We start from the raw sequence: 22,424 nt of genomic DNA on the forward strand, positions 1-22,424 counted from the left end.
CCGCCGCGCTACGCGGCGGTGCCAAACAGCATGCCCACGCCGGTGGTGATCGCCATCGCCAGCGCACCCCAGAAGGTGATGCGCATGGCGCCGACGCCCATCTTCGCGCCGCCGGCCCACGCCGCCACGGCGCCGAGCACGGCGAGGAACACCAGCGAGGTGGCGAACACCAGCCACAGCAGGCTCGCCGCCGGCGTCAGCGCCACCACCAGCAGCGGCAGCGCGGAACCCACCGCAAAGCTCAGCGCCGAGGCGCCGGCGGCCTGCAGCGGCCGCGCCTTCAGCACCTCGGTGATGCCCAGCTCGTCGCGGGCGTGCGCATCGAGCGCATCGTGCGCCATCAGCTGCTCGGCCACCTGCCGGGCCAGCTGCGGGTCGAGCCCGCGGCCGACGTAGATCGCCGCCAGTTCGCGGTGCTCGGCTTCCGACTGGGTCTGCAGCTCCAGGTGCTCGCGCGCGAGTTCGGCGCGCTCGCTGTCGGCCTGCGAATGCACCGACACGTACTCGCCGGCAGCCATCGACATCGCGCCGGCGACCAGCCCGGCGACGCCGGCGACCAGGATGTTCTGCCCGCTGGCATGCGCCGCCGCCACGCCCAGCACCAGGCTGGCGGTCGAGACGATGCCGTCGTTCGCGCCCAGCACGGCGGCGCGCAGCCAGCCGATGCGGTCGGTACGGTGGCGTTCGTGATGGTGTCGGGGCATGCCGGTAATCTCGCGGGTCGGGTGGCGCATTGTGCGCAGGTTGGCCGGCGACCGTGCAAACGCTTCTCGTCCCGCCGGGGCCGGCAACGGCGGAACTAAGCCCGCGCCTTCGCGCCGCCCTTCAGCAGGCCCAGCTGCAACAGGCTCTCGGCGGTGGCGACGACGGCCTCCTGCGGCGAGCGCGGCGACCAGCCCAGCACGCGGCGGGCCTTGGCACTGCTGGCGTTCTTGGGCATGCCCAGCTCGGGCAGGATCTGCCTGACCGCCGGGTCGCGCAGCGCCGCCAGGCGCACCAGCCAGTTGGGCAGTTGCCGCGTGGGCACCTTGCGCGCCGACGCGCCCAGTTGCTGGCGCAACGTCGTGGCGATCTCGCGAATCCACAGGAAGTCGCCGGCGACGGCGAGAAAGCGCTCGCCGGCCGCGGCCGGGTCGGTCATCGCGCGCAGGTGCAGGTCGGCCACGTCGCGCACGTCGACCACGCCGAAACACAGCTGCGGGCAGCCGGGCATGGCGCCATCCATCAGCCGCTGCACCAGCAGGATCGAGGTGGAATAGTCCGGCCCCAGCACCGGCCCGAACACGCCCACCGGATTGACCACCGCCAGCTCCAGCGCGCCGCCCTCGCGCGCGATGAAATCCCACGCGGCGCGCTCGGCCAGCGTCTTGGACTTGACGTAGGGCAGCACGCCCTCGCCGTCGAGGTCGGTCCAGCGGGTCTCGTCGAACGGCGCCGGCTGCGGTGCGTGGCCGTAGCCGACCGCGGCGAACGAGGAGGTCAGCACCACCCGCCGCACGCCAGCGTCGCGCGCGGCATGCAGCACGCGCAGCGCGCCCTCGCGCGCGGGCACGATCAGTTCGTCCTCGTGCTTCGGAAGGTCCGGCGGGAACGGCGAGGCCACGTGCAGCACGTGGTCGCAGCCGGCCACCGCTTCCGGCCAGCCCGCGTCGCGTTGCAGGTCGGCCTGGACGAAGGACAGCCGATCGCCCGGCTCGGTCCCGCCCTGCCGCAGCATCGCGCGCACCATGCCCTCGCGCCCCGGGCTGCGCACCGTGGTGCGCACCCGATGCCCCGCGGCCAGCAGCTGCAGGATGCAGTGGCTGCCGATGAAACCCGACCCGCCCGTGACCAGAACCGTGCCCATGAGCATCTCCCGACGTTGTTGCGTTGCCGTTGCGCAGTATCGCGTGGTCTCAGTCGCGGCCGGGAATCGCCAGCCCGCGCTGCACCGCCGGACGCGCCAGCCCGCGTTCGAGCCAGCCGCCGACGTTGGCGAAGCAGTCGAACGCCACCAGCTCGCGCGCCTCGTATAACGTGATCAGGTTGTTCACCCAGCCCAGCGTGGCGATGTCGGCGATGGTGTAGTCCTCGCCCATCAGCCAGCGGCGGCCGGCGAGCCGCCCGTCGAGCACGCCGAGCAGGCGCTTCGATTCGTTGACGTAGCGCTGCAGCGGGCGCTTGTCCTCGTAGGCCTTGCCGGCGAACTTGTTGAAGAAACCGACCTGGCCGAACATCGGGCCGATCGACGCCATCTGGAAAAACAACCACTGGATCGTCTCCCAGCGCCGCGCCGGGTCGGCCGGGATGAACTGCCCGCTCTTGTCCGCCAGGTACAGCAGGATCGCGCCCGACTCGAACAGCGCCAGCGGCGCGCCGCCGGGACCGTGCGGGTCGATGATCGCGGGGATCTTGCCGTTCGGGTTGAGCGCGAGGAACTCCGGCGTGTGACTCTCGTCCCGCATGATGTCGACCAGGTGCGGCTCGTACGGCAGGCCGGTCTCCTCCAGCATGATCGACGCCTTCACGCCGTTCGGCGTGTTCAGCGAATACAGCTGGATGCGTTCTGGATGTGCCGCTGGCCAGCGGCGGGTGATGGGGAAGTCGGACAAACGGGTCACGCGGCACTCCTGCGGCGGGGGGAACGGCGCAAGGTAAGGCGTTCCCGCATCCGGTTCAACACGGCGCAGGACGCATCCCGCTCCGCGCCGGCGCTTTCACCAGCTTGCCTTCAACGCGCGCTCGATCTCCTCCAGCGGTGCGCGGAACAGCGACTTGTTCAACTCCTCCACCATCCGCCGGGCGGTTTCCTCGTGCAGCAGCGGGCGCATCTGCCCCAGCGCCTGCGGATCGGCCGCCAGCACCAGATGGGAGAATTCGTTCTTCAGCGCGGCGGCGTTGAGACGGCGCGCCAGCTGCTTGGCGAAGGTGGCGGCATCGGTCTCGGCGGTGCTTCGCTCCGGCGGCTGACGCCCGGCCGGGCCTTCGCTGGCCAGGTCCTTCGGCTCCACCAGCTTCATCTGTTCGAGCGATACGTTGAGGCCCTTGCCGACGTTGCGCAGGAGCCGCGCGCCGCTGCCATCGGCCACCACGACCCAAGCACCAGTGGGAATCTTTTTCATCGGGATCTCCTCGGGCTGGCCGGCGCGGTGGGCGATGGTGCGCGACGTTGCCAAGGCTAGTGCCCGGAAGGTGATGCCGATGGGAACGGGGCGCCGCTCAGCCGGCATCAGCCGCACGACGTCCACGCGCACCTGCGCCGGGCTGCGCGGCGGCGACGGCACACGCCGGGAGGCCGGCCAGCAGCGCGACGGCCAGCCAGGCAGCCAGGCAACGGCTCACGCCAGCACCCCGCGCAGCGACCAGAAGCCGATGTCGCTCCGGTGGACATAGCCCATCCGCTGGTACAGCGACTTCGCACGCGGGTTCTGATGGCTCACGTGCAGGAACGGCAGGCGGCCGCGCTCGAGATTGTCGTTCGACAACAATGCCAGCAGGCGGCGCGCGTAGCCGCGGGCGCCGAAGTCGGGGTGTGTGCACACCGCGCTGATCTCCTGCTGCGCCTCCATGCCCAGCCGTTCGCCGATCATCGCCGCCAGCCGGCCGTCCTGGTAGATGCCGAAGTAGCGGCCCAGCTCCATCGTGCGCGGGCGGAAGTAATGCGGATACACCAGCGCAGTCAGCGCCAGCACGTCGGCGCGATGCGCCTGGGTCAGCTCGATCACCGGCGGCCCGTCGATCACCGCGATCGGCGCCGGGCAGATCATCTGCGCCAGCGGGGCGAACGCCTCGATCAGCCACCCCACCGGCGGCTTCGGCGCCACGCCGAGCAGGTAGACCGATTCGCCCGGCTCGACCAACGACGCCAGCGCTTCGGTCACGCTCGCCTCCGCGCTGGCCACGCCGAGAAACGGGGCAAATGCGGCGGGATAACGCGCCACGTCGCCGTGGCGCAGCGCGATGGCCCGGTGCCGGCTGCACAACGACGCCCAGAAAGGATTGTCCAGCTCCGAATCGATCATGTCGCCATGCTTCCGCTAGCGCAGGCCCACCGTGCCGTTCGCCGCCTTCACCAGTCTGGCCGGGTCGTAGCCCACGCCGTCCTTGAACACCAGCGCGACGTGCTCGACGTCCTTGATGTTTGTTGCCGGGTTGCCGTCGAGCAGCACCAGGTCGGCGGCCTTGCCCACTTCGATCGAGCCGATGCGCTGGTCCTCGCCCATGAAGCGCGCGCCGTTGAGGGTGGCGATCCGGATCGCCTGCAACGGCGTGAAGCCGGCTTCCACCAACAGTTCCACTTCGCGCTGGTCGCCGTAGCCGGCGATCACGCCGCCATAGCCGGTGGGGTCCAGGCCGGCCAGCAGAATGCCGCCCTGCTGCACGAAGGTGCGCTCGAAGTCCTGCTCCAGCTTGAACACCTTCGGCCACGGCGAATCGTGCATGCCGGCGACGCGCTCGCGGCTGGCCAGGTACTCCACCCGCGTTTCCGGCAGCATTGCGTCCAGCACGCGCGGGTCCACCGGCGCGCGGCCGGGCACGAAGGTCTCGAACACCGGCAGGGTCGAGGTGACCGCCACGTGCTTCGACACCAGGGTCCTGATCAATTGCCGGATGCGCGGATCGTCGACGCTCATCGTCGCCAGCTGGGCCACCGCGAGCTTGGTGTCCGGGCAGACGTCAGGCTGCTTGCCCGCCATGAATTCGGTGTCCACCGGCAACCCGTGCTCCAGGTCGTCGATGCCGAGTTCGGCCGCCTCGGTGAAACCGATCGCGCACAAGTGGCCGGTCACCTGGATGTGCTTCGCATGCGCCGCCGCGATCGCCGCCGCCAGCTCGGCGCGGGTGATGTGCATGTACGCCTTGAACGAGGTTGCACCCTCGCCGATCCAGTAGTTGACCGTGTCGGTGGCATCGGCCGCATCCGCCAACTCGTGCATCTGCGGCGTGAAGCTGCCCTTGCCCTCCAGGTACGGCCCGGTGGTGTGCATCTTCGGCCCGGGGATCTGTCCGGCGTCGATCGCCTTCTTCAGCTCCAGGTCGGTATACGGCTCGGTGCTGCCGGTGGTGCGGATGCTGGTGACGCCGCCAGCCAGGTACAGCTTGGGAAAGCTCGACGCCTGCTCGGGGTAGATCGCCTCCTTCGCCTCCGGGTTCACCTTCGGCGCCGGATAGAACATGTGGTCGTGCATGCCGACCAGGCCGGGGATCAGCGTGTGCCCGCTGGCGTCGATCACGGTCGCGTCCTTCGGCAGCTTCACGTGCCTGCCGACCGCCACGATGAGGCCGTCGCGCAGCAGCACCGTCTGGTTCTCCCGCGCCGGCGTGCCGGTGCCGTCGATCACCCGCACGTGAGTGATCGCGATCAGCGGCTGCGCGTATTTCACGTACTGCAGCGTCCGCGCCGACAGCTGTGGCGCCTGGGCCCAGGCGGACGAAACGGCGCACAGCCCGGCCAGCGCAGCGGCCAGCAGGGCATTCCGGCGGGGGTGTGGCGGCGCCAGGACGGGCGCGGGGCGGCGGGCTTGCACGGGCATGATCGGATTCCCCAGTGGCAGGACGGGCAGCGGCCCGCGAGCGCGCCAAGTTACTCCGATGAAATCCGCGATGTAACAATGGCGCGACGTCGTTCCGTCTACTCGCGTTCTGTTTTCCGGCCCACCGCGCCCCCATATCCCGCCGATGACTCCGTTGCAGCGATTCCTCGAAGCCCATCCGCACCTGTTCGTGCTGACCGGCGCCGGCTGCAGCACCGACTCGGGCATTCCCGACTACCGCGACCGCGACGGCCAGTGGAAGCGTCCGCCGCCGGTGAACTACGGCGCGTTCATGCACGAGCCGGCCACACGCCGGCGCTACTGGGCACGCAGCATGGTTGGCTGGCGGCGCTTCGGCAGCGCGCAACCGAACGCCGCCCACCGCGCCTTGTCCAGGCTGGAGCGACGCGGCCAGGTCGAGTTGCTGGTGACGCAGAACGTGGACCGCCTGCACCAGCGTGCCGGCAGCGAACGGGTGCTCGACCTGCACGGTCGCCTCGACCAGGTGCGCTGCATGAGCTGCGACTGGCGAGGCGCCCGCCACGCGTTCCAGCAGGCGCTGGTCGAGCGCAATCCAACGTGGACCCGGCTCGACGCCGTCGACGCGCCGGACGGCGACGCCGAGCTGGAAGGTCTCGACTTTGCGTCGTTCGAGGTGCCGCCCTGCCCGCGCTGCGGCGGCATCGTGAAGCCCGACGTGGTGTTCTTCGGCGAGGCGGTGCCGCGCGAGCGCGTGGAGACCGCCACGCGCGCCTGGCAGGCCGCCGATGCGGTGCTGGTGGTGGGTTCCTCGCTGATGGTGTATTCCGGCTACCGCTTCGTGGCGGCTGCGGTGCAGGCCGGCAAGCCGGTGGCCGCGGTGACGCTGGGGCGTACCCGCGCCGACGCGCTGCTGACCTTGAAGGTCGACGCGCCCTGCCAGGAAGCGCTGGCGTTCCTGCACGCGGACGAGCCGGCGGCCAGCGTGCCGCTGCCCTAGCGCGGCGTTCCGCCGTCGCAGCGCGCGTTGCCGCGCGCTGGCAGCAAAGATCACCTGGCGCAACCGTAAAGTTGCATTTCATGCGGTGCCGGCGCAAGCTCATATGCAACCCGGAGGTGGCGCATGAGCGATCGCATCGAGAAACGCATCGAGCTGAGGGCGCCGGTGTCGCGCGTGTGGCGCGCGCTGACCGACTACCGCGAGTTCGGCGCATGGTTCCGCGTGGACCTGTCCGGGCCGTTCGAGCCCGGCCGGGAGGCCATCGGCCACATCACCTGGCCGGGCTACGAGCACGTCGTCTGGCGCGCCGTTGTGCAGGTGATGGAGCCGCAGCGGCTGTTCAGTTTCAGCTGGCATCCTTACGCCATCGAGCCGGGCGTGGATTACTCCGCCGAACCGCCGACCCTGGTCGAGTTCCACCTCGAAGCGCACGGCGAGGACACCGTGCTGACCCTGGTCGAGTCGGGCTTCGAGCGCATCCCGGCCAGCCGCCGCGCCGAGGCGTTCCGCATGAATGACGACGGCTGGAGCATCCAGCTGGAGAACATCCGCCGGCACGTCGAAGACAGCGTGATGACGGACGGCCATGCCGGCTAGCGCACGCTCGCGCCTGGCGCGGCGACTGCCGCGGGCCGCCACGGTGTTCGCCGCGCTTGGCGACCCCACGCGGCTGGCACTGGTGACCCGGCTGTGCGACGGCTCGCGCCGCTCGATCACCCAGCTCTGCGACGGCCAGCCGCTGACCCGGCAGGCGATCAGCAAGCACCTGCGCGTGCTCGAGGACGCCCGCGTCGTGCGCAGCGAGCGTACCGGACGCGAAAGCCTGTACACGCTCGATCCGCAGCCGATCGGCGAACTGCGCGAGTACATCGACCTCGTGTCGAGCCAGTGGGACGACGCGCTGGCGCGGCTGAAATCCTTCGTGGAGAAGTGAGCGCCGGTCAGCTGGTGTGATCGAGGATGATCTTCCAGCCGTCGGCGGTCTTTTCCCACAGCAACGAGAACACGCCATCGTCCTGCGCCACCTCGCCGTGCGTCGCGCGGTCGAGGTGGAAACGGCCGGTCACCACGGCGTAGCGCAACTCGCCGCCGGCGCCCGGCAGCAGGCGCACGTCCAGTTCGGAGAAGGTGAGCCGGCCCATCTGCTGCGCCGTCGCATAATGCCTGCGGTAGCTGTCGAGGATGGCGCGGTAGCCCTTGCGCACGCTGCTGCCGATGAAGGTGGTGTCGGGCGCGTCCTTGTAGCCGCGCATGTAGCCTTCCACGTCGCCGCGATTCCACGCCGCCGCCTGCTGCGCCATCACCTGGCGGATCGCGGCACCTTCATCGGTGGCCGCCGCCACCCTTGCCGGTCCCGCCAGCGCCAACGCCAGCAGGACCTGCAGTCCGACCAGGAACATTCTTGTTGCCACGATGTGCTCCCCTGCGATGCGCGCCGGCGACGCGCGCGGCGGCCTGCCCCGGCGCAGAACCGGCTCGGCGCCGGCCGCGCCATCAGATGAAGTGGAAGATCCAGTGCAGCGTTCCCAGCACCAGCACCTCGGCAGCCACGAACACCATGAAGCCGAGACAGAACTTGCCGACCGGCTTTTCGATCCAGAGCTTGTACGAACCCTTTGCGGGGCCGGCGTCGCTTCCCTCGTCGAGGGCAAAACCTGTCGCGTTGCCCGCACCTGCTTTCGTCGAAGCCATCTGCATGCTCCTGCCTGAAGGTGGTCGTTCCGATGCCACGGTTCCGTTGCGGACTGTACCGCGGCCATCGCCATGGCGACCACGTTGCGGCGATCGGAAGAAACTGCAGCCCGACCCGATCGGCAGCAGCGGCGCGCGGCGGGTTGCGCCTGTCCACCGGTCTGCCTACTCTCGACAGACCTTGCCCTGGAGCCGCCTGCATGCGCCCGATCCACGTCGCCACGCTATGCGCCGTAATGACCGTGGCGTTCGCCGCCGGTTGCCATCGGGAAGCGCCCAACGCACCGCCCCACAGCGCTCCCTCCTCCAGTATCGCGGCGGTCAATGACGACGCCCCACTGGAGCGCGCCGTCAACGACTTCATCGACGGCATGTTCCGCCGCCACCCCACCTTTGCCGCCAGCGCCGGCAGGCACGAGTTCGACGGCAAGCTGCCCGACTACAGTCCGGCCGGGCTGAAGGCGGATACCGACTGGCTGCATGCGCAGCGCGCCCGGTTCGCCGCGTTCGCCGACGACCGGCTCGATGCGAGCGGCCGCTTCCACCGCGACTACGTGCTCGCGGTGATCGACGGCCAGCTGTTCTGGCTGGAAGACTCCGGCTTTCCCTACGGCAACCCGGCCTTCTATACCGACGATCTGTCGCCCAGCATGTACCTGACCCGCCCCTACGCACCGCTGCCGCAACGGATGGCGGCCTTCGTCAGCTACCAGGAAGCGCTGCCCAAGGCGATCGCCCAGATCAAGGCAAACTTCAAAGTGCCACTGCCAGCGTCGTACATCGAGCTGGGCGTGAACAGTTTTGGCGGGTACGCGAGCTTCTTCAAGACCGACGTCCCGGCGATCTTCGCCGGGGTCAAGGACGACGCGCTGCAGGCGCGTTTCAAGGCGTCCAACGCCGCCGCGATCAAGGCCACGCAGGACCTCGCCGACTGGCTGAAGGCGCAGCAACCCCATGCCACCCAGGACTACGCGCTGGGCGCGGCGAAGTTCTCCAAAATGCTGCACGCCACCGAGCTGGTCGACCTGCCGCTGGACCGGCTCAAGGCCATCGGCGAAGCGGACCTGCAGCGCAACCTCGACGCGCTCAAGGCGGCCTGCGGCAAGTTCGCGCCGGGCCAATCACTGAGCGCGTGCGTCGCCAAAGAGGGTGCGGACAAGCCGGCCGGCGGTGCCGTGGAAGGCGCGCGTGCGGAACTCGCTGGCCTGCGCCAGTTCATCGTCGAGAAGGACCTGGTGAGCATCCCCGGCCCGGAACAGGCCAAGGTCGAGGAAGCGCCGCCGTTCAACCGCTGGAACTTCGCCTACATCGAGATCCCCGGCCCGTACGAGAACAACCTGCCTTCCGTCTACTACATCGCCCCGCCGGATCCGGCCTGGAGCAAGGCCGACCAGCAGGCCTACATACCGGGCAAGGCCGACCTGTTGTTCACGTCTTCGCACGAAGTGTGGCCGGGGCACTTCCTGCAGTTCCTGCACGCCAACCGCGCGCACTGGAAATTTGGCCAGCTGTTCGTCGGCTACGCCTTCGCCGAAGGCTGGGCGCACTACGCCGAGGAAATGATGTTCGACGCCGGCCTGGACGGCGCCACGCCGGAGGTCCACATCGGCCAGCTCACCAACGCCCTGCTGCGCGACGTGCGCTACCTCTCCGCCATCGGCCTGCACACCGGCGGCATGACCGTCGCCCAGTCCGAACAGATGTTCCGCGACAAGGCCTTCCAGGACCCGGGCAACGCGCGCCAGCAGGCGGCCCGCGGCACCTACGACCCGGCCTACCTGAACTACACGCTGGGCAAGCTGATGATCATGCAGCTGCGCCAGGACTGGATCGCCGCGCACCCGGGCCCGCACGCGCTGAAGGCGTTCCACGACCAGTTCCTCGGCTACGGCGGCCCGCCGATCCCGCTGGTACGCGCGCAGATGCTGGGTGGCAAGCCGGCGGCCAGCCTGTGGACGGCGCCGGCGGCGGCCGCGGCGGAAACGGCCGCGGCCACGTCCAGGTAAGGCCAGACGCCGGTCGATTTCCGCCGCGCCCGTTCGTCAGGGAGAGAGCCCCTCCTCCGCCACGGAAAACCGCCATGACCACCAACACGCTTCGCCTCCACCGCGTGCTGCGCGCCCCGCCCGAGCGAATCTACCGCGCCTTCCTCGACGCCGAGGCGATCGCCAAGTGGCTGCCGCCGCACGGCTTCACCTGCAAGGTGCACGAGCTGGACGCACGGGTCGGCGGCCAGCACCGGATGACCTTCACCCACTTCTCCAGCGGCCACGGACACGGCTTCGGCGGCACCTACCGCGAACTGGTGCCGAGCGAACGCATCCGCTACAGCGACCGCTTCGACGACCCCAACCTGCCCGGCGAGATGACCACCACCGTCACCCTGCGCGCGGTGTCCTGCGGCACCGACGTGCAGGTGGTGCAGGAAGGCGTGCCCACAGTCATCCCGGTCGAGCAGTGCTACCTGGGCTGGCAGGAATCGCTGCTGCTGTTGGCGCAACTGGTGGAGCCGGACATTCCGGGCTGACCGGCGCCGCATGCGGAATCGACGCCGACCCGTGTCGATTCCGCACGCGCCCGTTCGTCGTCAGCAAAGAAGGCGGCCCCGTCGGCCGCCGTTTGCGCAGGAGTCCGCCATGTCCTATGTCGATGGTTTCGTGATCGCCGTGCCCGACGCCAACCGCGAGCAGTTCATCGCGCATGCCCGCCACTTCGACGCCATGTTCCTGGAGTTCGGCGCCACGCGGGTGGTGGAGTGCTGGGGCGACGACGTGCCCGACGGCAAGCTCACCGACTTCCGCCGCGCCGTGCAGGCCGAGCCGGGCGAATCGGTGGTGTTCTCCTGGATCGAATGGCCCGACAAGGCCAGCCGCGACGCCGGCATGGAGCGGATCATGCAGGACCCGCGCATGCCGGGCGCCGGCGACATGCCGTTCGACGGCAAGCGCATGATCTTCGGCGGCTTCGCGCCGGTGGTCAGCCTGCCCGCCTAGCGTGCGGCGCGCTCACTCCTCTTCTTCCTCGAACTCCACCAGCGCGTCCAGCTCGAACGCCAGCGCCTCGACCGCCTCGCGCACCTTGCGCGCGGTGGAGGCGTTCGGCGCCTCGATCTCCAGCTCGTGCGCGTCGGGTCCGTGGGTGTCGCTCAGGCCGGCGGAGCTGGAATCCGCGTCGTCCATGCGATCCATCATGTCCGCGACCTCCTCCACGCGTTCGATGCCGTCCAGGCTCTGCAACAGATTCATCACGGCCCGGACGTCATCGTCGCTTCCGGTCAGGCGCAGGCGTAGTGTCGGCATGGCGGCATCTCGTGGCGGGATGCAAATCAGCCTAGGCACGCCCGGGCCAAGGCGGCGTGACGATGGCCACCCAAGCCGTCCGCGAAGAAGCTGGCCCCGCTAGTGGCCCAGGGCGTCGCCGCAACCCAGTGCCGCCGTCGACGGCAGCGCAGCCGGGCCGCGCGTCCGCTGCAGGTGCGCCAGCCCCCAGACCCTCGCCTCCTCCACCAGCGGCAAGACCGTTGCTCCGTAATCGCTCAGGCGGTACTGCACCGGCGCCGGTACCGGCCCGGCCACCAGGCGCTCGACCAGGCCATCGCTTTCGAGCTCGCGCAGCTGCTCGGTCAACACCTTGTGCGAGATCGGCGCGACGCGGCGCAGCAGGGCGGAAAAGTGATGGGGCTCGCGCGCCAGCCAATACAGGATGGTGAGCTTCCATTTGCCGCCGACCGCGACGAAGGCCGCGTGCAGCGGGCAATCCGCCAGCGGGTGGGCCGTGGCCGGCGGATACGCACCTGGACGTGCCTTCTTGTCGCTGGACATGGCTGCCTCTAGCTTCAGTCGATCGAACCACGTTGGAGCATGCCATGCCGAGCCGTTACCGCGCCTTGCTGCCGTGGCTGGCCATCGCCTGGCTGCCGTTGCTGCCGGCTGCGTCCGCCTGCGCACAAGCGGCGCAGGCCACCAGGGCTGGCGCGGAAATTCCGCGCGACGGCCAGCACGATTTCGACTTCGAGATCGGCATCTGGCGCACGCACCTGAAACGGCTGGCGCATCCGCTGTCGGGGTCCGGCGAATGGGCGGAGTACGAGGGCGTCACCACCGTACGCAAGGTGTGGAACGGCCGCGCCAACCTGGTCGAGCTGACGGCCGATGGCCCGGGCGGCCATTTCGAGGGTCTGAACCTGCGGCTCTACAACCCGCGCTCGCGCCAATGGAGCCTGAACTTCGCCAACAGCAGCAGCGGAACGCTGGGGCAGCCGACGATCGGTCAATTCGTCGACGGCCGCGGCGAGTTCTACGACCAGGAAGACTTCAACGGGCGCGCCATTCTCGTCCGCTTCGTAATCACGCCGCTCGACGCCGACACGATCCGCTTCGAGCAGGCCTTCTCGGACGACGGCGGCAAGACCTGGGAGGTCAACTGGGTGGCCACCGATACGCGGATGAAGTAGCGAGCCGAAGCGAAGGGCCAGGTTTCCCGGCGCCAAAAACGAACCCGGCGCCGTTTCCGCCTTCGGCGGCCGAACGGCTAGAACAGCGTGCAGCCCCGGCGGCCCGAAAGCACCCTGGCCTCGTGGATGTCCTTGTTGACCCGGCCGGAGTGCCGCAACGGCTCCTTCTTCATGGCGTCGTCGCCCGGGCCTTCTTCAAGCATGGCCCAGAGGCTGCTCGCGCGGTCGTCCCCCCACGTACTTCTCGAGCGTGGCGCCGTTGTGCAGCCGGCTGAGTTCGGCCGTCCATTCGCCGTCGCTTCCGACGAAGATCGACGGCTTTCCGTCGTCCTGCCCGGCCCTGCAGAACTGGCCGACGGTGGAATCCACGATCACCGGATGTGCCTCAGCTGATACAGCGCGTCGCCCAGGCACGCAGCTTCTCGTCGCTCGATCGAGGCATGCCGCTCTCCCGCCGCCAGGGAGACGGCATCGTATTCCCGGGCCTGGGGAGGGCGACAAGTGACCTGCCGCGGCCCGTGTGACTAAATAAGCCGTCCGCGAAACCGGAATTGCCCGGCACCTTTCCCAAGCGAGGAACCCGCCCATGCCTTATCCGCGCCAGCTTCCCGCCACCGGCACCTGCCGCTGCGGCCGCGTGCGCCTGCGCGTCACCAAGCCGGCCATGCTCAGCATGGCCTGCCACTGCCACGGCTGCCAGAAGATGACCGGCAGCGCGTTTTCGCTGTCGCTGGCGATGCCGGCCGATGGCGTGGAAGTACTCGAGGGCGAACTGGTCCGCGGCGGCCTGCAGGGCGAGCACAGCCATCTGTACTGCGCGTTCTGCAAGTCGTGGGTGATGACCCGCCCGGCCGGGCTCGACTGGCTGGTCAACCTGCGCGCCTCGGTGCTCGACCCGCACGCCGACTTCGTGCCGTTCATCGAAACCTGCACCGACGCCCGGCTGCCCTGGGCATCGACCCCGGCGAAGCACAGCTACACCGGTTTCCCGGCGATGGAGGATTACCAGCCGCTGGTCGAGGCCTACGCCGCCGAGACCGCGGATGCCTGATCGATGCGCCCGAGCCAGCCGGCTCCGGGCGCGCCGCGATGGCCGTGAACGGAGTACCGCATGCGACTGCATATCCTGTCCGACCTGCACCTGAGCACGCACGGCATGCCGTCGCCGGAAGTGGCGGCGGACCTGACGATCCTCGCCGGCGACATCCGGCGCCCCGCCGCCGAGGCGATGCAGTGGGCGGCCGGGCTGGGGCGCCCGGTGCTGTACGTGCCCGGCAACCACGAGTTCTACGGCGGCGCGATCCCGCAAGTGCGCCAGGCGCTGGCCCGCAGCGCTCGCGAGTACGGCATCGGTCTGCTGGACCAGAGCACATGCACGATCGGCGGCGTGCGCTTCGTGGGCACTACCCTATGGACGGATTTCGAGCTGTTCGGCGCCGGGGGCAAGGACCTTGCGATGACGGCGTCGGCGCAGTTCATGCGCGACTTCGCCGCCATCCGCAACGCCGACGGCAGCGTGTTCACCCCCGCCGCCGCCGCCGCGCTGTTCGCCGAACAGTACGCATGGCTTGCGGCCGTGCTGGAAGAGCCGTTCGCCGGGTCGACCGTGGTCATCACCCACCATGCGCCAACCCCGCGCAGCGTCCACCCGCGCTTTGCCGCTTCGCCGGTCAGCGCCGCCTTCGTGTCCGACTGCAGCGCGTTGATGGGCCGCGCCGTGTTGTGGGTCCACGGCCACACCCACGACAGTTTCGACTACACGGCGAACGGCACCCGGGTGGTGTGCAACCCGCGCGGCTACCGTGCCGGCGGGGTGAACGAGAACCCGCAGTTCGATCCATGCCTGTGCATCGAGGTGGCGACCGGCGCGTAAAAACGCGCCCCGGGGGGGCGCCGTTTTTCGCGACGGACAAACGCCTCTTCCGGGCCTCGGCCGCGCAGCCCTACCTTGGGTGACCATGGACCCGACCGGCAACCGCCCCTGGCCTTCCGGCCTATCGACACTGCGGACAGGGGTCGGCACCATGCCTGCCGATCCTCGAGGAGACGCGCGAAGATGGCTGTCGGACCGACCTGGATACTCGCCACCGCCGCGCTGACGATCGTCGCCGGCCCGCTGGCGCTCGGGCTGGCCGGGTTCATCTCCGCCCGCGCCCCACATGCCGCACCCGCGGCACCCGCCCCGGGCTGGCGCCTCACGGCAGCCTCGACCCTGCTCTACGTGCTGGCCTTCAACCTGACGTTCTTCCTGCAGGAACTGGCCCTGGTGCTGCCGAAGGCGCTCACGCCTGGCCTGCAGCCGACCCTGTACCACAATAACCACAGCTGGGAAGGCACGAACCCGCTCGCCGCCCTGTTCCAGGGCACCGGTGCGCTGGCGACGCTGGCGGTCGGCCTGTTCTGCCTGTGGCTGCTGCGGCGCCCGCGGCTATGGTCGAACAGCACCCGGCTGGTGCTGTTCTGGATGGCCTATTGCGGCTGCTTCATGGCGCTGCCGCAGGTCGTCGTCGGGGCGCTCAGCCCGGGCAGCGACGTCGGCATGGCGATGGGCTATCTGCAGCTCGACGCCGGCGCCCGCCTCGGCGCGGGCCTGCTCGCGCTCGGCCTGATGCCGCTGGTTGCCCTGCTGCTGCGCCAGCCTGCGCTCGCGATCGCGGATTCGCCGGCAGCCATCGCCAGCCCCGGCGCCCGCACGCGATTCGTGTTCCGGGCCGTGACGCTGCCGGCCCTTCTCGCGAGCGCGCTGGTCATCCCGTTCCGCATCCCGCGCGAGCTGCTGGAGGTGGTCCTCGTGCCGTTGCTGGTGATCCTGCCCGGCATACCCTGGATCCAGGCGGCAGCCTGGCGCCTGCCCGGGGTCGCGGCCAGCGGTGCCGCAACCGCCCGGCCGCTCGCCTACCCGTTCGCCGCCGTCGTGGCGTTGCTGCTGTTTTTCCAGCTCGTGCTCCGGTCGGGCATCCGGTTCTACTGACCGGACAGCGGGGCCTTCCCGCGCCTCGCACCACCGGAACCCGCCCCGGTCCTGCGGTGCCGTGTCGATCGGCGCGCCCGTCGTTCGTCGCAGGCATGAAGGGCACCTCGCCGCCCCGCATCAGGAGAAACGACATGCTCAGCAAGAACACGATCTGCCTTTGGTATGACGGCACCGCCGTGGACGCCGCCACGTTCTATGCCAGGACGTTTCCGGGCAGCGCCGTGGGCGCCGTCCACCGCGCGCCGGGCGACTATCCGGCGGGCCAGCAGGGCGATGTGCTGATGGTGGAGTTCACGGTGATGGGCATCCCCTGCCTTGGCATGAACGGCGGCCCCGGCGTCCCGCACACCGATGCGTTCTCGTTCCAGGTAGCCACCGACGACCAGGCCGAAACCGACCGCCTGTGGCACGCGATCATCGACCACGGCGGCCAGGCCAGCGCCTGCGGCTGGTGCAAGGACAAGTGGGGCCTGTCGTGGCAGATCACCCCGCGCGCGCTGATCGCCGCGGTCACCGACCCGGACCCCGCCGTCGCCAAGCGCGCGTTCAACGCCATGATGGAGATGACGAAGATCGACATCGCGGCGATCGAGGCGGCACGGCGCGGCTGACGACGGCCGCGGTCGGCCTCGCCCTCGGGGAGAGCGCACAAGCCAGCCGGGCGTCGTTGCCCATCAAGCCACCAGGAGCCGCCCATGGTCCCCACCATCACCGCCTTTGAAAGCTCGCCCGATCGCGGCCGCGGCCTCGCGCGCGACATGCGCGTGCGCTGGGCGCTGGAAGAAACGGGTCAGCCTTACGAGGTTCGCCTCGTCTCGTTCGAGGCGATGAAGAACCCCGCGCACCGCGCGCTGCACCCGTTCGGGCAGATTCCCACCTACGAGGAAGGCGAGCTGGCGCTGTTCGAGTCCGGTGCCATCGTGTTCCATATCGCCGAACGCCATGCGGGCCTGCTGCCGGACCAGGCGAATGCGCGGGCGCGCGCCATCATGTGGATGTTCGCCGCGCTCAACACGGTGGAGCCGCCGATCCTCGAACTGCAGACCGCCAAGTTTGCCGAAGCCGACCAGCCATGGACCACCGAACGCCTGCCGCTCATCAAGGAGCGCATCCGCACCCGGCTGGGCGAGCTTGCCGTTCGCCTGGACGAGGCCGACTGGCTCGACGGCGGGTTCAGCGCAGGCGATCTCATGATGGTGCACACGCTGCAGCGGCTGAAGCCCTCGGGCCTGCTGGACGGCTACCCGAAGCTCGCCGCCTACGTCGCCCGCGGCGAAGCGCGGCCGGCCTACCAACGCGCCTTCGCCGCGCAGCTGGCGGTGTTCACCGGGAAGAACTAGGGCCTGCGTTCGGCTACTAGAAAAAATCGACGCTGCTTCCCCGCATTGTCCGGCCCCGGCCTGCCCCGCCTCTGATCAAGCCGGGGGCGCCTCTCTATACTTGCAGCCCCGCCATCGCCCGGTCCGGTGCCACGCCCATGCCACGCCTACGCCTTGCCGAACCGCTCGTGATGCTGGCGACCGTGGTGCAGTGGCTGGCGCTGTCGATGCTGACCGGCGCCGTGGTCGGCGTGGGCTGCAGCGTCTTTCTCCACCTGCTGTTCGCCACCGAGGGCCACGTTTACGCCGTGCCGCTGGGGGTGCAGATGAGCCTGCTGGTCGTGGGTGGCTTCGCCAACGGGCTGTTGCTGCATTACGGCTATCGGCTGAGCCGCAGCGGCTACAGTGATTCGCCGATCGTTGCGGTGAACGAGCAACGCGGCAGGATGCCGTTCCGGACCCTGTGGGTGAAGCCGGTCGCCGCGCTGATCACCCTGGGCTGCGGCGGCTCGGCCGGCAAGGAAGGGCCGTGCTCGCACATCGGCGCCAGTCTGGCGGCCGGCATCGGCCGGGTGCTGCACCTGAACCCCGAGCTGCGCAAACGGCTGCTGGCGTGCGGGGTGAGCGCCGGCTTCGCCAGCGTGTTCGGCACCCCGATCGCCGGCGCCATCTACGGCGTGGAGATGCTGGCGATCGGCCGCATCCGCCACGACTTCCTGTTCCCCGGCATCGTGGCCGGCGTCACCGCGTTCCAGGTCAGCAAATACCTGGGCGTGCCCTACCCCCATTACCACATCGCCTTCATCAGCGACTTCACCGAGCTGCTGTTCCTGAAAACCGTGCTGATCGGCATCCTGTGCGGCGCGGCCGCGTGGGTGTTCGTCGAGCTGTTGCAGCAGGCGAGGCGGCTGTTCGGGCGTCTGCGCGATCGCTACGTGCTGTGGCCGCCGCTGGTGCCGCTGCTGGGTGGCGTGGTGCTGGCCCTGCTGGTCATGGTCGTGCCGTCCGATTACCTCGGGCTGAGCCTGCCGATCATGGAACGCGCCCTGCACGGCGAGACGATGCCGTACCTGGGTTTCCTGTGGAAAGCCCTGCTGGTGGCGATCACGCTGGGCTCGGGCTTCTATGGCGGCATCGTGACCCCGCAGTTCGTGATCGGCGCCGTGCTGGGCGGCGCGTTCGCGCACCTGCTGGGGCTGGCACCGGCGCTGGGCGCGGCGGTGGGGCTGGTGGCCGTGGTCGCCTCGGCATCCAACGCGCCGATCGCCGCCATCCTGATGGGCATCGAGCTGTTCGGCGCCGATTCGACGCTGTACGTGGCCGGCGCCTGCGTCGCCGCCTATCTCATCATCGGCCACCGCAGCGTCTACCCCGCCCAGCAGATCGCGTTCAGCAAATCGTCGTGGATCTTCGCCCACACCGATCTGCCGGTCGGCCAGGAGAAGACCCGCCTGTCGTACGGCTTGCTGCGCTGGTGGAGCAAGCGCCGCCGCGCCCTGCAAGGCCCAGGGCGGCCGGGAGCGGCGAAAGGGGAACGTGACCGATGACACCGCGGACCACAGGCAATCAGCCGCGTCCTTTCTGATCGCTTTTTCTATTCCAGGCTCAGGTCGTAGATCACCGTGGCCGGATCCCGCGGATCCAGGCGGCGCTGGAATCCGATGTTCGCCGCAAGGCGATCGCCGCCGCCGGATCGGCTCGGGGCATAGGCGCGCATGTGCCGCATGCCGCGTGCCCTTGCCGCGGCGATCAGGTGGCGCATCAGGAAGGAACCGACACCGCGCTTTCGCCATTCGTCACTCACCGTGAGCGAAGCATCGCAGCTGTCGCCGGCGGCATTGACATGAAACTGCGCGGCGCCGATCTGATGCTCGCGTCCCCGCTGCGAGACCAGGGCGATGAAGCCCACGGCGCAGGCCGGATCGAGACAGGTGAGCTCGCGCGCCACCTCCGGCGTCGGGTCGCGGACCAGGCCGAGAAAGCGCGAACTGCGGAACGCGGGCGACAGATGGGTGAGAAATTCAAGCTCGAGCTCGGCGTCCTGCTCGCCGATCGACCGTATCTGCACGGTCGTGCCGTCCTGCAGCTTCTCGTTCCAGCCCTTGCCCGGGGGTGCGTCGGTCTGTGCCATGACATGCTCCGTCATCAAGCAATCAAGCAGGTGCTTCAGCCTAGCAGTTGCCTCTTGCGGTCAATTGACCAGCATCAATGGAGCGGGCGTTGCCGCGCCGCTGGCGGAACCGGGCGGGCCAAGTCGAGCTGGCTCCGCTGGTTGCCCTGCACGTGCCGGGCAAAAAAACGCCGCCCCGGCGTCGGCCGTCGCCACCGACCAGATGGCGGCAACATGGCTCTTCCCGGCCACGGGCACCAAGGTCCTGTCGGCCGAGCCGGCCGCAGCAGAATCGGCACGCCCTTCCCGATGGGAATGGCCTCGACCCGCTTTCCCGCGCACCACCCACCATGGTCCGTGGTAGCGCCGCAGTTCCTCGGCGTCGCCGACGCCGTCCTTCACGCTGACCGCAACCTCCGGGTTGCCGCCTCCACGAAGCGCAACCATCGCCATGGCAGACATTCCCCCAACGCCCCACGTAGCGGCCACGACAAACTCGCCACTCGTTGGGAAGCCGAACCTGACCCTTGTTTCGCCTGACCTGCCGCCATGATGCATGCATAACCGCCTGGCGCGGTACGCACGACGCATACGGCGGCGGCAGCGCACGAAGTGGACCGGATTCCCGGATCGCCGGGGCGTGGCTGACGGCCGCCATGGGTCTTGGCCAGCGCACGGGCACGGATCGCATGCCAGCGATACCGGTGACCATCTTTTCATGACTTCGCGCCCCTCAATGACGCGGCCGGCTTCGTTCAGGAAAATCGCCAACACTCGTTGCGGGCCGGTGCATGCGTACCGCAAGTGCGGACAGGCCGCAGGTCGGATGCCGACCTTCGTTTTCGGTATCGCTTTTGTTGATCCCAGTCAACAGCCATCCATGCCGATGAACCGAATATCCGGGTGTTGCCACACTCCCGGCGACATCCTTGCAACTCGAGGCGAGGCTACTTCCATGCGAATCAGATACGTTTTCATGTCCGGTATCTCTGCGTTTTGCCTGCTCGCCACCCTGCCGGCATTTGCCTACCAGAGCGGCGGCGGCCAGCGAGGTGGCCAATCCGCACCTGTCGGACAGCCGGCAGGCGGCATGATGCAGCGGGATCAGCTGCACACACAGGACCGAACCACGCAGAAGGATCGCAGCCAGATCTATGGTTCCCAGCTGATGACTCCGGCCGAGCGCAAGGCGTATCGCGACCAGATGCGCAGCCTGAAGACGGCCCAGGAGCGCGAGGCGCTGCGAAAGCAGCACCATGAGCAGATGCAGAAGCGTGCTGCCGAACGTGGCATGAGGCTGCCCGACATGCCGCCCGGGCAGGGTGCGGGCATGGGTCCGGGTGCCGGCATGCGGCAAGCTACGCAGCAACAGACTATGCAGCAACAGCAAAACCAGGGCACGGAAAAGCAGGTCGAGCAGAAGCAGAGCACCGAGCAGCGGACCCGACAGCAGAAGGATGACGGCAATCGCTGACCGCAAGATGTCTCGCACCGTGCCCGGCGCCGGTGGTTGCACCGGCCCACGCGCCCTGGCATCGACAGCCGCGGCCGACGACTGCGGTCGAACCAGGACGACAGATGGGGCGACGACCCCGACGACATCGCCGGGGCGTCCGTTCCGCGCCGCGTTCCCCGCATCTCCATGGTTTCCTTGATACGCCACAGACATTGATGATCTCGATTGACACCCAACTGCGGAGGGTCAGCACATGCCGTCGATCAAGCTGGTTTCACTGATGGTTCTCGCCTCCCTGGCAACAGGCCAGGCATGGTCGCAAACCGCATTGATGAAGCAGGCCCAGGGCCTGTTCAAACCGATACCCGCCAACGCGCCGCCATTGGCGGGCAATGCGGCGACCCCGGCCAAGGTGGAGCTCGGCAAGATGCTGTACTTCGAGCCCCGGCTGTCCGAAAGCCACGCCATCAGCTGCAATTCATGCCACATGGTCGGCATGGGCGGGGTCGACCTGCAGGAGACTTCGCTGGGTCATCGCTGGCAGCATGGCGGTCGCAACGCGCCGACCGTCTACAACGCGGTGTTCGACGTCGCCCAATTCTGGGATGGGCGTGCCAAGGACCTTGAACAGCAGGCCGGCGGTCCGCTGGTCAACCCGGTCGAGATGGACACCACCGAGGCACATGTCGTCGAACAGCTCAAGGGGATTCCCGGCTACGCCGCCGTGTTCGCCAAGGCCTATCCGGCCGTGCCCGATCCGATCACGTTCGACAACGTGCGCAAGGCCATCGCCCTGTTCGAGGCCACCCTGACCACGCCGAACGCGCCGTTCGATCGCTACCTCAAAGGCGACGAGAAAGCACTCGACGCGAACCAGCAGGAAGGCCTGGCGCTGTTCATCAACAAGGGCTGCGCGGCATGCCACAACGGCATCAACGTGGGCGGGGGCATGTACGCCCCGTTCGGCGTGGTCGAGCGGCCCGGTGCCGACATTCTCCCGCCGGGGGACAAGGGGCGCTTCGCGGTGACCAAGACGGTCAGCGACGAATACGTGTTCCGGGTACCCTCGCTGCGCAACATCGCGCTGACCGCGCCCTATTTCCACACGGGCAAGGTGTGGGACCTTCGCCAGGCCGTCGCGATCATGGGCAGCAGCCAGCTCGGCGCTAAGCTGAGCGACGAGGAGGTCGGCAAGATCGAGGTTTTCCTCGGGGCTCTGACCGGCGACCAGCCGAAGGTCGCGCTGCCGATCCTGCCGCCCAGCGTGGCGACCACCCCGCGGCCCAAGCCGTAACCTGCACGAAGAGGATGCCCGCATGGTCGTGAAATCGAGCCGCTACCACTGGGTGGTCCGCTACGCACACTGGCTGACCGTGCTGGCCATCGTGCTGGCCTACGCGCTGGTGGACCTTGTCGATGACGAGGGCTCCGAAGGGAATTCCCCGCCCTCGCTGATGCTGCAGGGCCATTACCTGGCCGGGCTGGCGGTACTGGCACTTCTGCTGCCGCGGATCCTCGCGCGGCTCGCCACCCCGGTACCGCCGATCGTGCCGGCGCCGAAGACCGTCATCGCCTTCGCCGCACACGGCCTGCACCTGGCGCTGTATGCGTTTCTGCTGGTGCAGCCGATCCTCGGCATCTTGCAGGTGAACTACGCCGGGCAGCCGGTCAGCTTGCCGTGGGTGGGCTGGAGCCTCCCTGCGCTGGTCGGCCCCGACCACGCGGCACATGAATTCGTCGCCGAGGTCCACGAGACACTCGGCGAGGTGTTCTATTGGGTCATCGGTGCCCACATCGCCGCCGCGCTGTGGCATCACTTCCTGGTTCGCGACAACACGTTGCGACGGATGCTTTGAGCCGGGGCGGATTCGGCAAAGAACTGGCTGCATGGAGTTCGCCGGCAATTTCCCCTTGCCCCGCTCGATGGG

At 68.9% G+C, this 22,424-nt stretch carries 30 protein-coding genes; 16 read left to right on the forward strand and 14 right to left on the reverse strand.

Translation table 11 applies throughout. The features are described from left to right. Positions 1 to 8: 8 nt before the first annotated feature. The 6 genes from R2APBS1_RS11265 to R2APBS1_RS11290 form a co-directional block, all read right to left on the reverse strand. Positions 9 to 704 (reverse strand): VIT1/CCC1 transporter family protein, encoded by a 696-nt coding sequence (locus R2APBS1_RS11265; RefSeq protein WP_015448025.1) that lies wholly within the window; start codon positions 702 to 704, stop codon positions 9 to 11. Positions 705 to 799: 95 nt separating this feature from the next. Further along, positions 800 to 1,846: an SDR family oxidoreductase gene (locus tag R2APBS1_RS11270; protein ID WP_015448026.1), complete on the reverse strand. Its 1,047-nt coding sequence runs from the start codon at positions 1,844 to 1,846 to the stop codon at positions 800 to 802. Positions 1,847 to 1,895: 49 nt separating this feature from the next. Continuing rightward, a complete protein-coding gene (locus tag R2APBS1_RS11275) occupies positions 1,896 to 2,600 on the reverse strand; it encodes a glutathione S-transferase N-terminal domain-containing protein (RefSeq protein ID WP_015448027.1) in 705 nt (234 codons plus the stop codon). Between the two features lie 96 nt (positions 2,601 to 2,696). Then, a complete protein-coding gene (locus tag R2APBS1_RS11280) occupies positions 2,697 to 3,101 on the reverse strand; it encodes a host attachment family protein (RefSeq protein ID WP_015448028.1) in 405 nt (134 codons plus the stop codon). A gap of 216 nt (positions 3,102 to 3,317) precedes the next feature. Further along, a complete protein-coding gene (locus R2APBS1_RS11285; RefSeq protein ID WP_015448029.1) occupies positions 3,318 to 4,001 on the reverse strand; it encodes a GNAT family N-acetyltransferase in 684 nt (227 codons plus the stop codon). A 15-nt stretch (positions 4,002 to 4,016) separates the two neighbouring features. Continuing rightward, complete coding sequence (locus R2APBS1_RS11290) at positions 4,017 to 5,513, reverse strand: amidohydrolase family protein (protein ID WP_015448030.1); 1,497 nt, start codon at positions 5,511 to 5,513, stop codon at positions 4,017 to 4,019. A gap of 145 nt (positions 5,514 to 5,658) precedes the next feature. On the opposite strand from R2APBS1_RS11290, the gene R2APBS1_RS11295 reads away from it, so the two are divergent. The 3 genes from R2APBS1_RS11295 to R2APBS1_RS11305 all read left to right on the forward strand — a co-directional run bounded on the left by R2APBS1_RS11295 (position 5,659) and on the right by R2APBS1_RS11305 (position 7,426). Beyond that, positions 5,659 to 6,492: an NAD-dependent protein deacetylase gene (locus R2APBS1_RS11295; RefSeq protein WP_015448031.1), complete on the forward strand. Its 834-nt coding sequence runs from the start codon at positions 5,659 to 5,661 to the stop codon at positions 6,490 to 6,492. A gap of 123 nt (positions 6,493 to 6,615) precedes the next feature. Continuing rightward, a complete protein-coding gene (locus R2APBS1_RS11300) occupies positions 6,616 to 7,089 on the forward strand; it encodes an SRPBCC family protein (protein WP_015448032.1) in 474 nt (157 codons plus the stop codon). Beyond that, positions 7,079 to 7,426, forward strand: coding sequence for an ArsR/SmtB family transcription factor (locus tag R2APBS1_RS11305; protein ID WP_007511119.1), 348 nt, complete (start codon positions 7,079 to 7,081; stop codon positions 7,424 to 7,426). The genes R2APBS1_RS11300 and R2APBS1_RS11305 overlap by 11 nt, the downstream gene beginning before the upstream one ends. Before the next feature lie 7 nt (positions 7,427 to 7,433). Here R2APBS1_RS11305 and R2APBS1_RS11310 read toward each other — a convergent pair whose 3' ends face one another. Next, positions 7,434 to 7,904 carry a YybH family protein gene (locus R2APBS1_RS11310; protein ID WP_015448033.1) on the reverse strand — a complete coding sequence of 157 codons (471 nt, stop codon included), beginning with the start codon at positions 7,902 to 7,904 and terminating at the stop codon, positions 7,434 to 7,436. 82 nt (positions 7,905 to 7,986) lie between these two features. Beyond that, a complete protein-coding gene (locus R2APBS1_RS11315; RefSeq protein WP_015448034.1) occupies positions 7,987 to 8,184 on the reverse strand; it encodes a hypothetical protein in 198 nt (65 codons plus the stop codon). Positions 8,185 to 8,384: 200 nt separating this feature from the next. Here R2APBS1_RS11315 and R2APBS1_RS11320 point away from each other — a divergent pair, with 200 nt between their 5' ends. The 3 genes from R2APBS1_RS11320 to R2APBS1_RS11330 all read left to right on the forward strand — a co-directional run bounded on the left by R2APBS1_RS11320 (position 8,385) and on the right by R2APBS1_RS11330 (position 11,177). Beyond that, positions 8,385 to 10,190, forward strand: a complete 1,806-nt coding sequence (locus R2APBS1_RS11320) for a DUF885 domain-containing protein (protein WP_015448035.1) — start codon at positions 8,385 to 8,387, stop codon at positions 10,188 to 10,190. Positions 10,191 to 10,264: 74 nt separating this feature from the next. Beyond that, on the forward strand, positions 10,265 to 10,711 hold the full coding sequence (locus tag R2APBS1_RS11325) for an SRPBCC family protein (RefSeq protein ID WP_015448036.1): 447 nt from the start codon (positions 10,265 to 10,267) through the stop codon (positions 10,709 to 10,711). A gap of 109 nt (positions 10,712 to 10,820) precedes the next feature. Next, a complete protein-coding gene (locus tag R2APBS1_RS11330) occupies positions 10,821 to 11,177 on the forward strand; it encodes a DUF1428 domain-containing protein (RefSeq protein ID WP_015448037.1) in 357 nt (118 codons plus the stop codon). Positions 11,178 to 11,189: 12 nt separating this feature from the next. On the opposite strand, the gene R2APBS1_RS11335 is transcribed toward R2APBS1_RS11330, so the two are convergent. After that, positions 11,190 to 11,483, reverse strand: a complete 294-nt coding sequence (locus R2APBS1_RS11335; RefSeq protein ID WP_007511108.1) for a hypothetical protein — start codon at positions 11,481 to 11,483, stop codon at positions 11,190 to 11,192. Between the two features lie 99 nt (positions 11,484 to 11,582). Beyond that, entirely contained in the window at positions 11,583 to 12,005 is a 423-nt protein-coding gene (locus R2APBS1_RS11340; protein WP_007511106.1) for a winged helix-turn-helix transcriptional regulator, read from the reverse strand. 44 nt (positions 12,006 to 12,049) lie between these two features. On the opposite strand from R2APBS1_RS11340, the gene R2APBS1_RS11345 reads away from it, so the two are divergent. After that, on the forward strand, positions 12,050 to 12,637 hold the full coding sequence (locus R2APBS1_RS11345) for a hypothetical protein (RefSeq protein WP_015448038.1): 588 nt from the start codon (positions 12,050 to 12,052) through the stop codon (positions 12,635 to 12,637). Between the two features lie 77 nt (positions 12,638 to 12,714). Here R2APBS1_RS11345 and R2APBS1_RS20630 read toward each other — a convergent pair whose 3' ends face one another. Together R2APBS1_RS20630 and R2APBS1_RS11350 are read right to left on the reverse strand one after the other, a co-directional pair. After that, positions 12,715 to 12,840 carry a hypothetical protein gene (locus tag R2APBS1_RS20630; protein ID WP_015448039.1) on the reverse strand — a complete coding sequence of 42 codons (126 nt, stop codon included), beginning with the start codon at positions 12,838 to 12,840 and terminating at the stop codon, positions 12,715 to 12,717. After that, positions 12,833 to 13,012, reverse strand: coding sequence for a hypothetical protein (locus tag R2APBS1_RS11350; RefSeq protein ID WP_015448040.1), 180 nt, complete (start codon positions 13,010 to 13,012; stop codon positions 12,833 to 12,835). The genes R2APBS1_RS20630 and R2APBS1_RS11350 overlap by 8 nt, the downstream gene beginning before the upstream one ends. Positions 13,013 to 13,223: 211 nt before the next feature. Here R2APBS1_RS11350 and R2APBS1_RS11355 point away from each other — a divergent pair, with 211 nt between their 5' ends. From R2APBS1_RS11355 to R2APBS1_RS11380, 6 genes are all read left to right on the forward strand, one after another. Beyond that, positions 13,224 to 13,688 carry a GFA family protein gene (locus R2APBS1_RS11355; RefSeq protein ID WP_007511099.1) on the forward strand — a complete coding sequence of 155 codons (465 nt, stop codon included), beginning with the start codon at positions 13,224 to 13,226 and terminating at the stop codon, positions 13,686 to 13,688. Positions 13,689 to 13,748: 60 nt separating this feature from the next. Further along, positions 13,749 to 14,510 carry a metallophosphoesterase gene (locus R2APBS1_RS11360; RefSeq protein ID WP_015448041.1) on the forward strand — a complete coding sequence of 254 codons (762 nt, stop codon included), beginning with the start codon at positions 13,749 to 13,751 and terminating at the stop codon, positions 14,508 to 14,510. 183 nt (positions 14,511 to 14,693) lie between these two features. Next, positions 14,694 to 15,608: a hypothetical protein gene (locus R2APBS1_RS11365; RefSeq protein WP_015448042.1), complete on the forward strand. Its 915-nt coding sequence runs from the start codon at positions 14,694 to 14,696 to the stop codon at positions 15,606 to 15,608. A 134-nt stretch (positions 15,609 to 15,742) separates the two neighbouring features. Then, positions 15,743 to 16,222, forward strand: a complete 480-nt coding sequence (locus R2APBS1_RS11370; RefSeq protein WP_015448043.1) for a VOC family protein — start codon at positions 15,743 to 15,745, stop codon at positions 16,220 to 16,222. Between the two features lie 84 nt (positions 16,223 to 16,306). Continuing rightward, positions 16,307 to 16,951, forward strand: coding sequence for a glutathione S-transferase family protein (locus R2APBS1_RS11375; RefSeq protein WP_007511091.1), 645 nt, complete (start codon positions 16,307 to 16,309; stop codon positions 16,949 to 16,951). A gap of 137 nt (positions 16,952 to 17,088) precedes the next feature. Continuing rightward, a complete protein-coding gene (locus tag R2APBS1_RS11380) occupies positions 17,089 to 18,477 on the forward strand; it encodes a chloride channel protein (RefSeq protein WP_015448044.1) in 1,389 nt (462 codons plus the stop codon). Positions 18,478 to 18,524: 47 nt separating this feature from the next. Here the strand turns inward: R2APBS1_RS11380 and R2APBS1_RS11385 are convergent, their stop codons facing one another. Together R2APBS1_RS11385 and R2APBS1_RS20135 are read right to left on the reverse strand one after the other, a co-directional pair. Further along, positions 18,525 to 19,061, reverse strand: a complete 537-nt coding sequence (locus tag R2APBS1_RS11385; protein WP_007511087.1) for a GNAT family N-acetyltransferase — start codon at positions 19,059 to 19,061, stop codon at positions 18,525 to 18,527. 60 nt (positions 19,062 to 19,121) lie between these two features. Continuing rightward, positions 19,122 to 19,493 (reverse strand): hypothetical protein, encoded by a 372-nt coding sequence (locus R2APBS1_RS20135; RefSeq protein WP_157769742.1) that lies wholly within the window; start codon positions 19,491 to 19,493, stop codon positions 19,122 to 19,124. 523 nt (positions 19,494 to 20,016) lie between these two features. Here R2APBS1_RS20135 and R2APBS1_RS11390 point away from each other — a divergent pair. The 3 genes from R2APBS1_RS11390 (at position 20,017) to R2APBS1_RS11400 (ending at position 22,352) form a co-directional block, all read left to right on the forward strand. Further along, positions 20,017 to 20,514, forward strand: coding sequence for a hypothetical protein (locus R2APBS1_RS11390; RefSeq protein WP_231378276.1), 498 nt, complete (start codon positions 20,017 to 20,019; stop codon positions 20,512 to 20,514). A 235-nt stretch (positions 20,515 to 20,749) separates the two neighbouring features. Beyond that, positions 20,750 to 21,790, forward strand: a complete 1,041-nt coding sequence (locus R2APBS1_RS11395) for a cytochrome-c peroxidase (protein WP_015448047.1) — start codon at positions 20,750 to 20,752, stop codon at positions 21,788 to 21,790. A 22-nt stretch (positions 21,791 to 21,812) separates the two neighbouring features. Further along, positions 21,813 to 22,352 carry a cytochrome b gene (locus R2APBS1_RS11400; protein ID WP_015448048.1) on the forward strand — a complete coding sequence of 180 codons (540 nt, stop codon included), beginning with the start codon at positions 21,813 to 21,815 and terminating at the stop codon, positions 22,350 to 22,352. Positions 22,353 to 22,424: the final 72 nt, after the last annotated feature.

It is taken from the genome of Rhodanobacter denitrificans (assembly GCF_000230695.2).
Classification (GTDB): domain Bacteria; phylum Pseudomonadota; class Gammaproteobacteria; order Xanthomonadales; family Rhodanobacteraceae; genus Rhodanobacter; species Rhodanobacter denitrificans.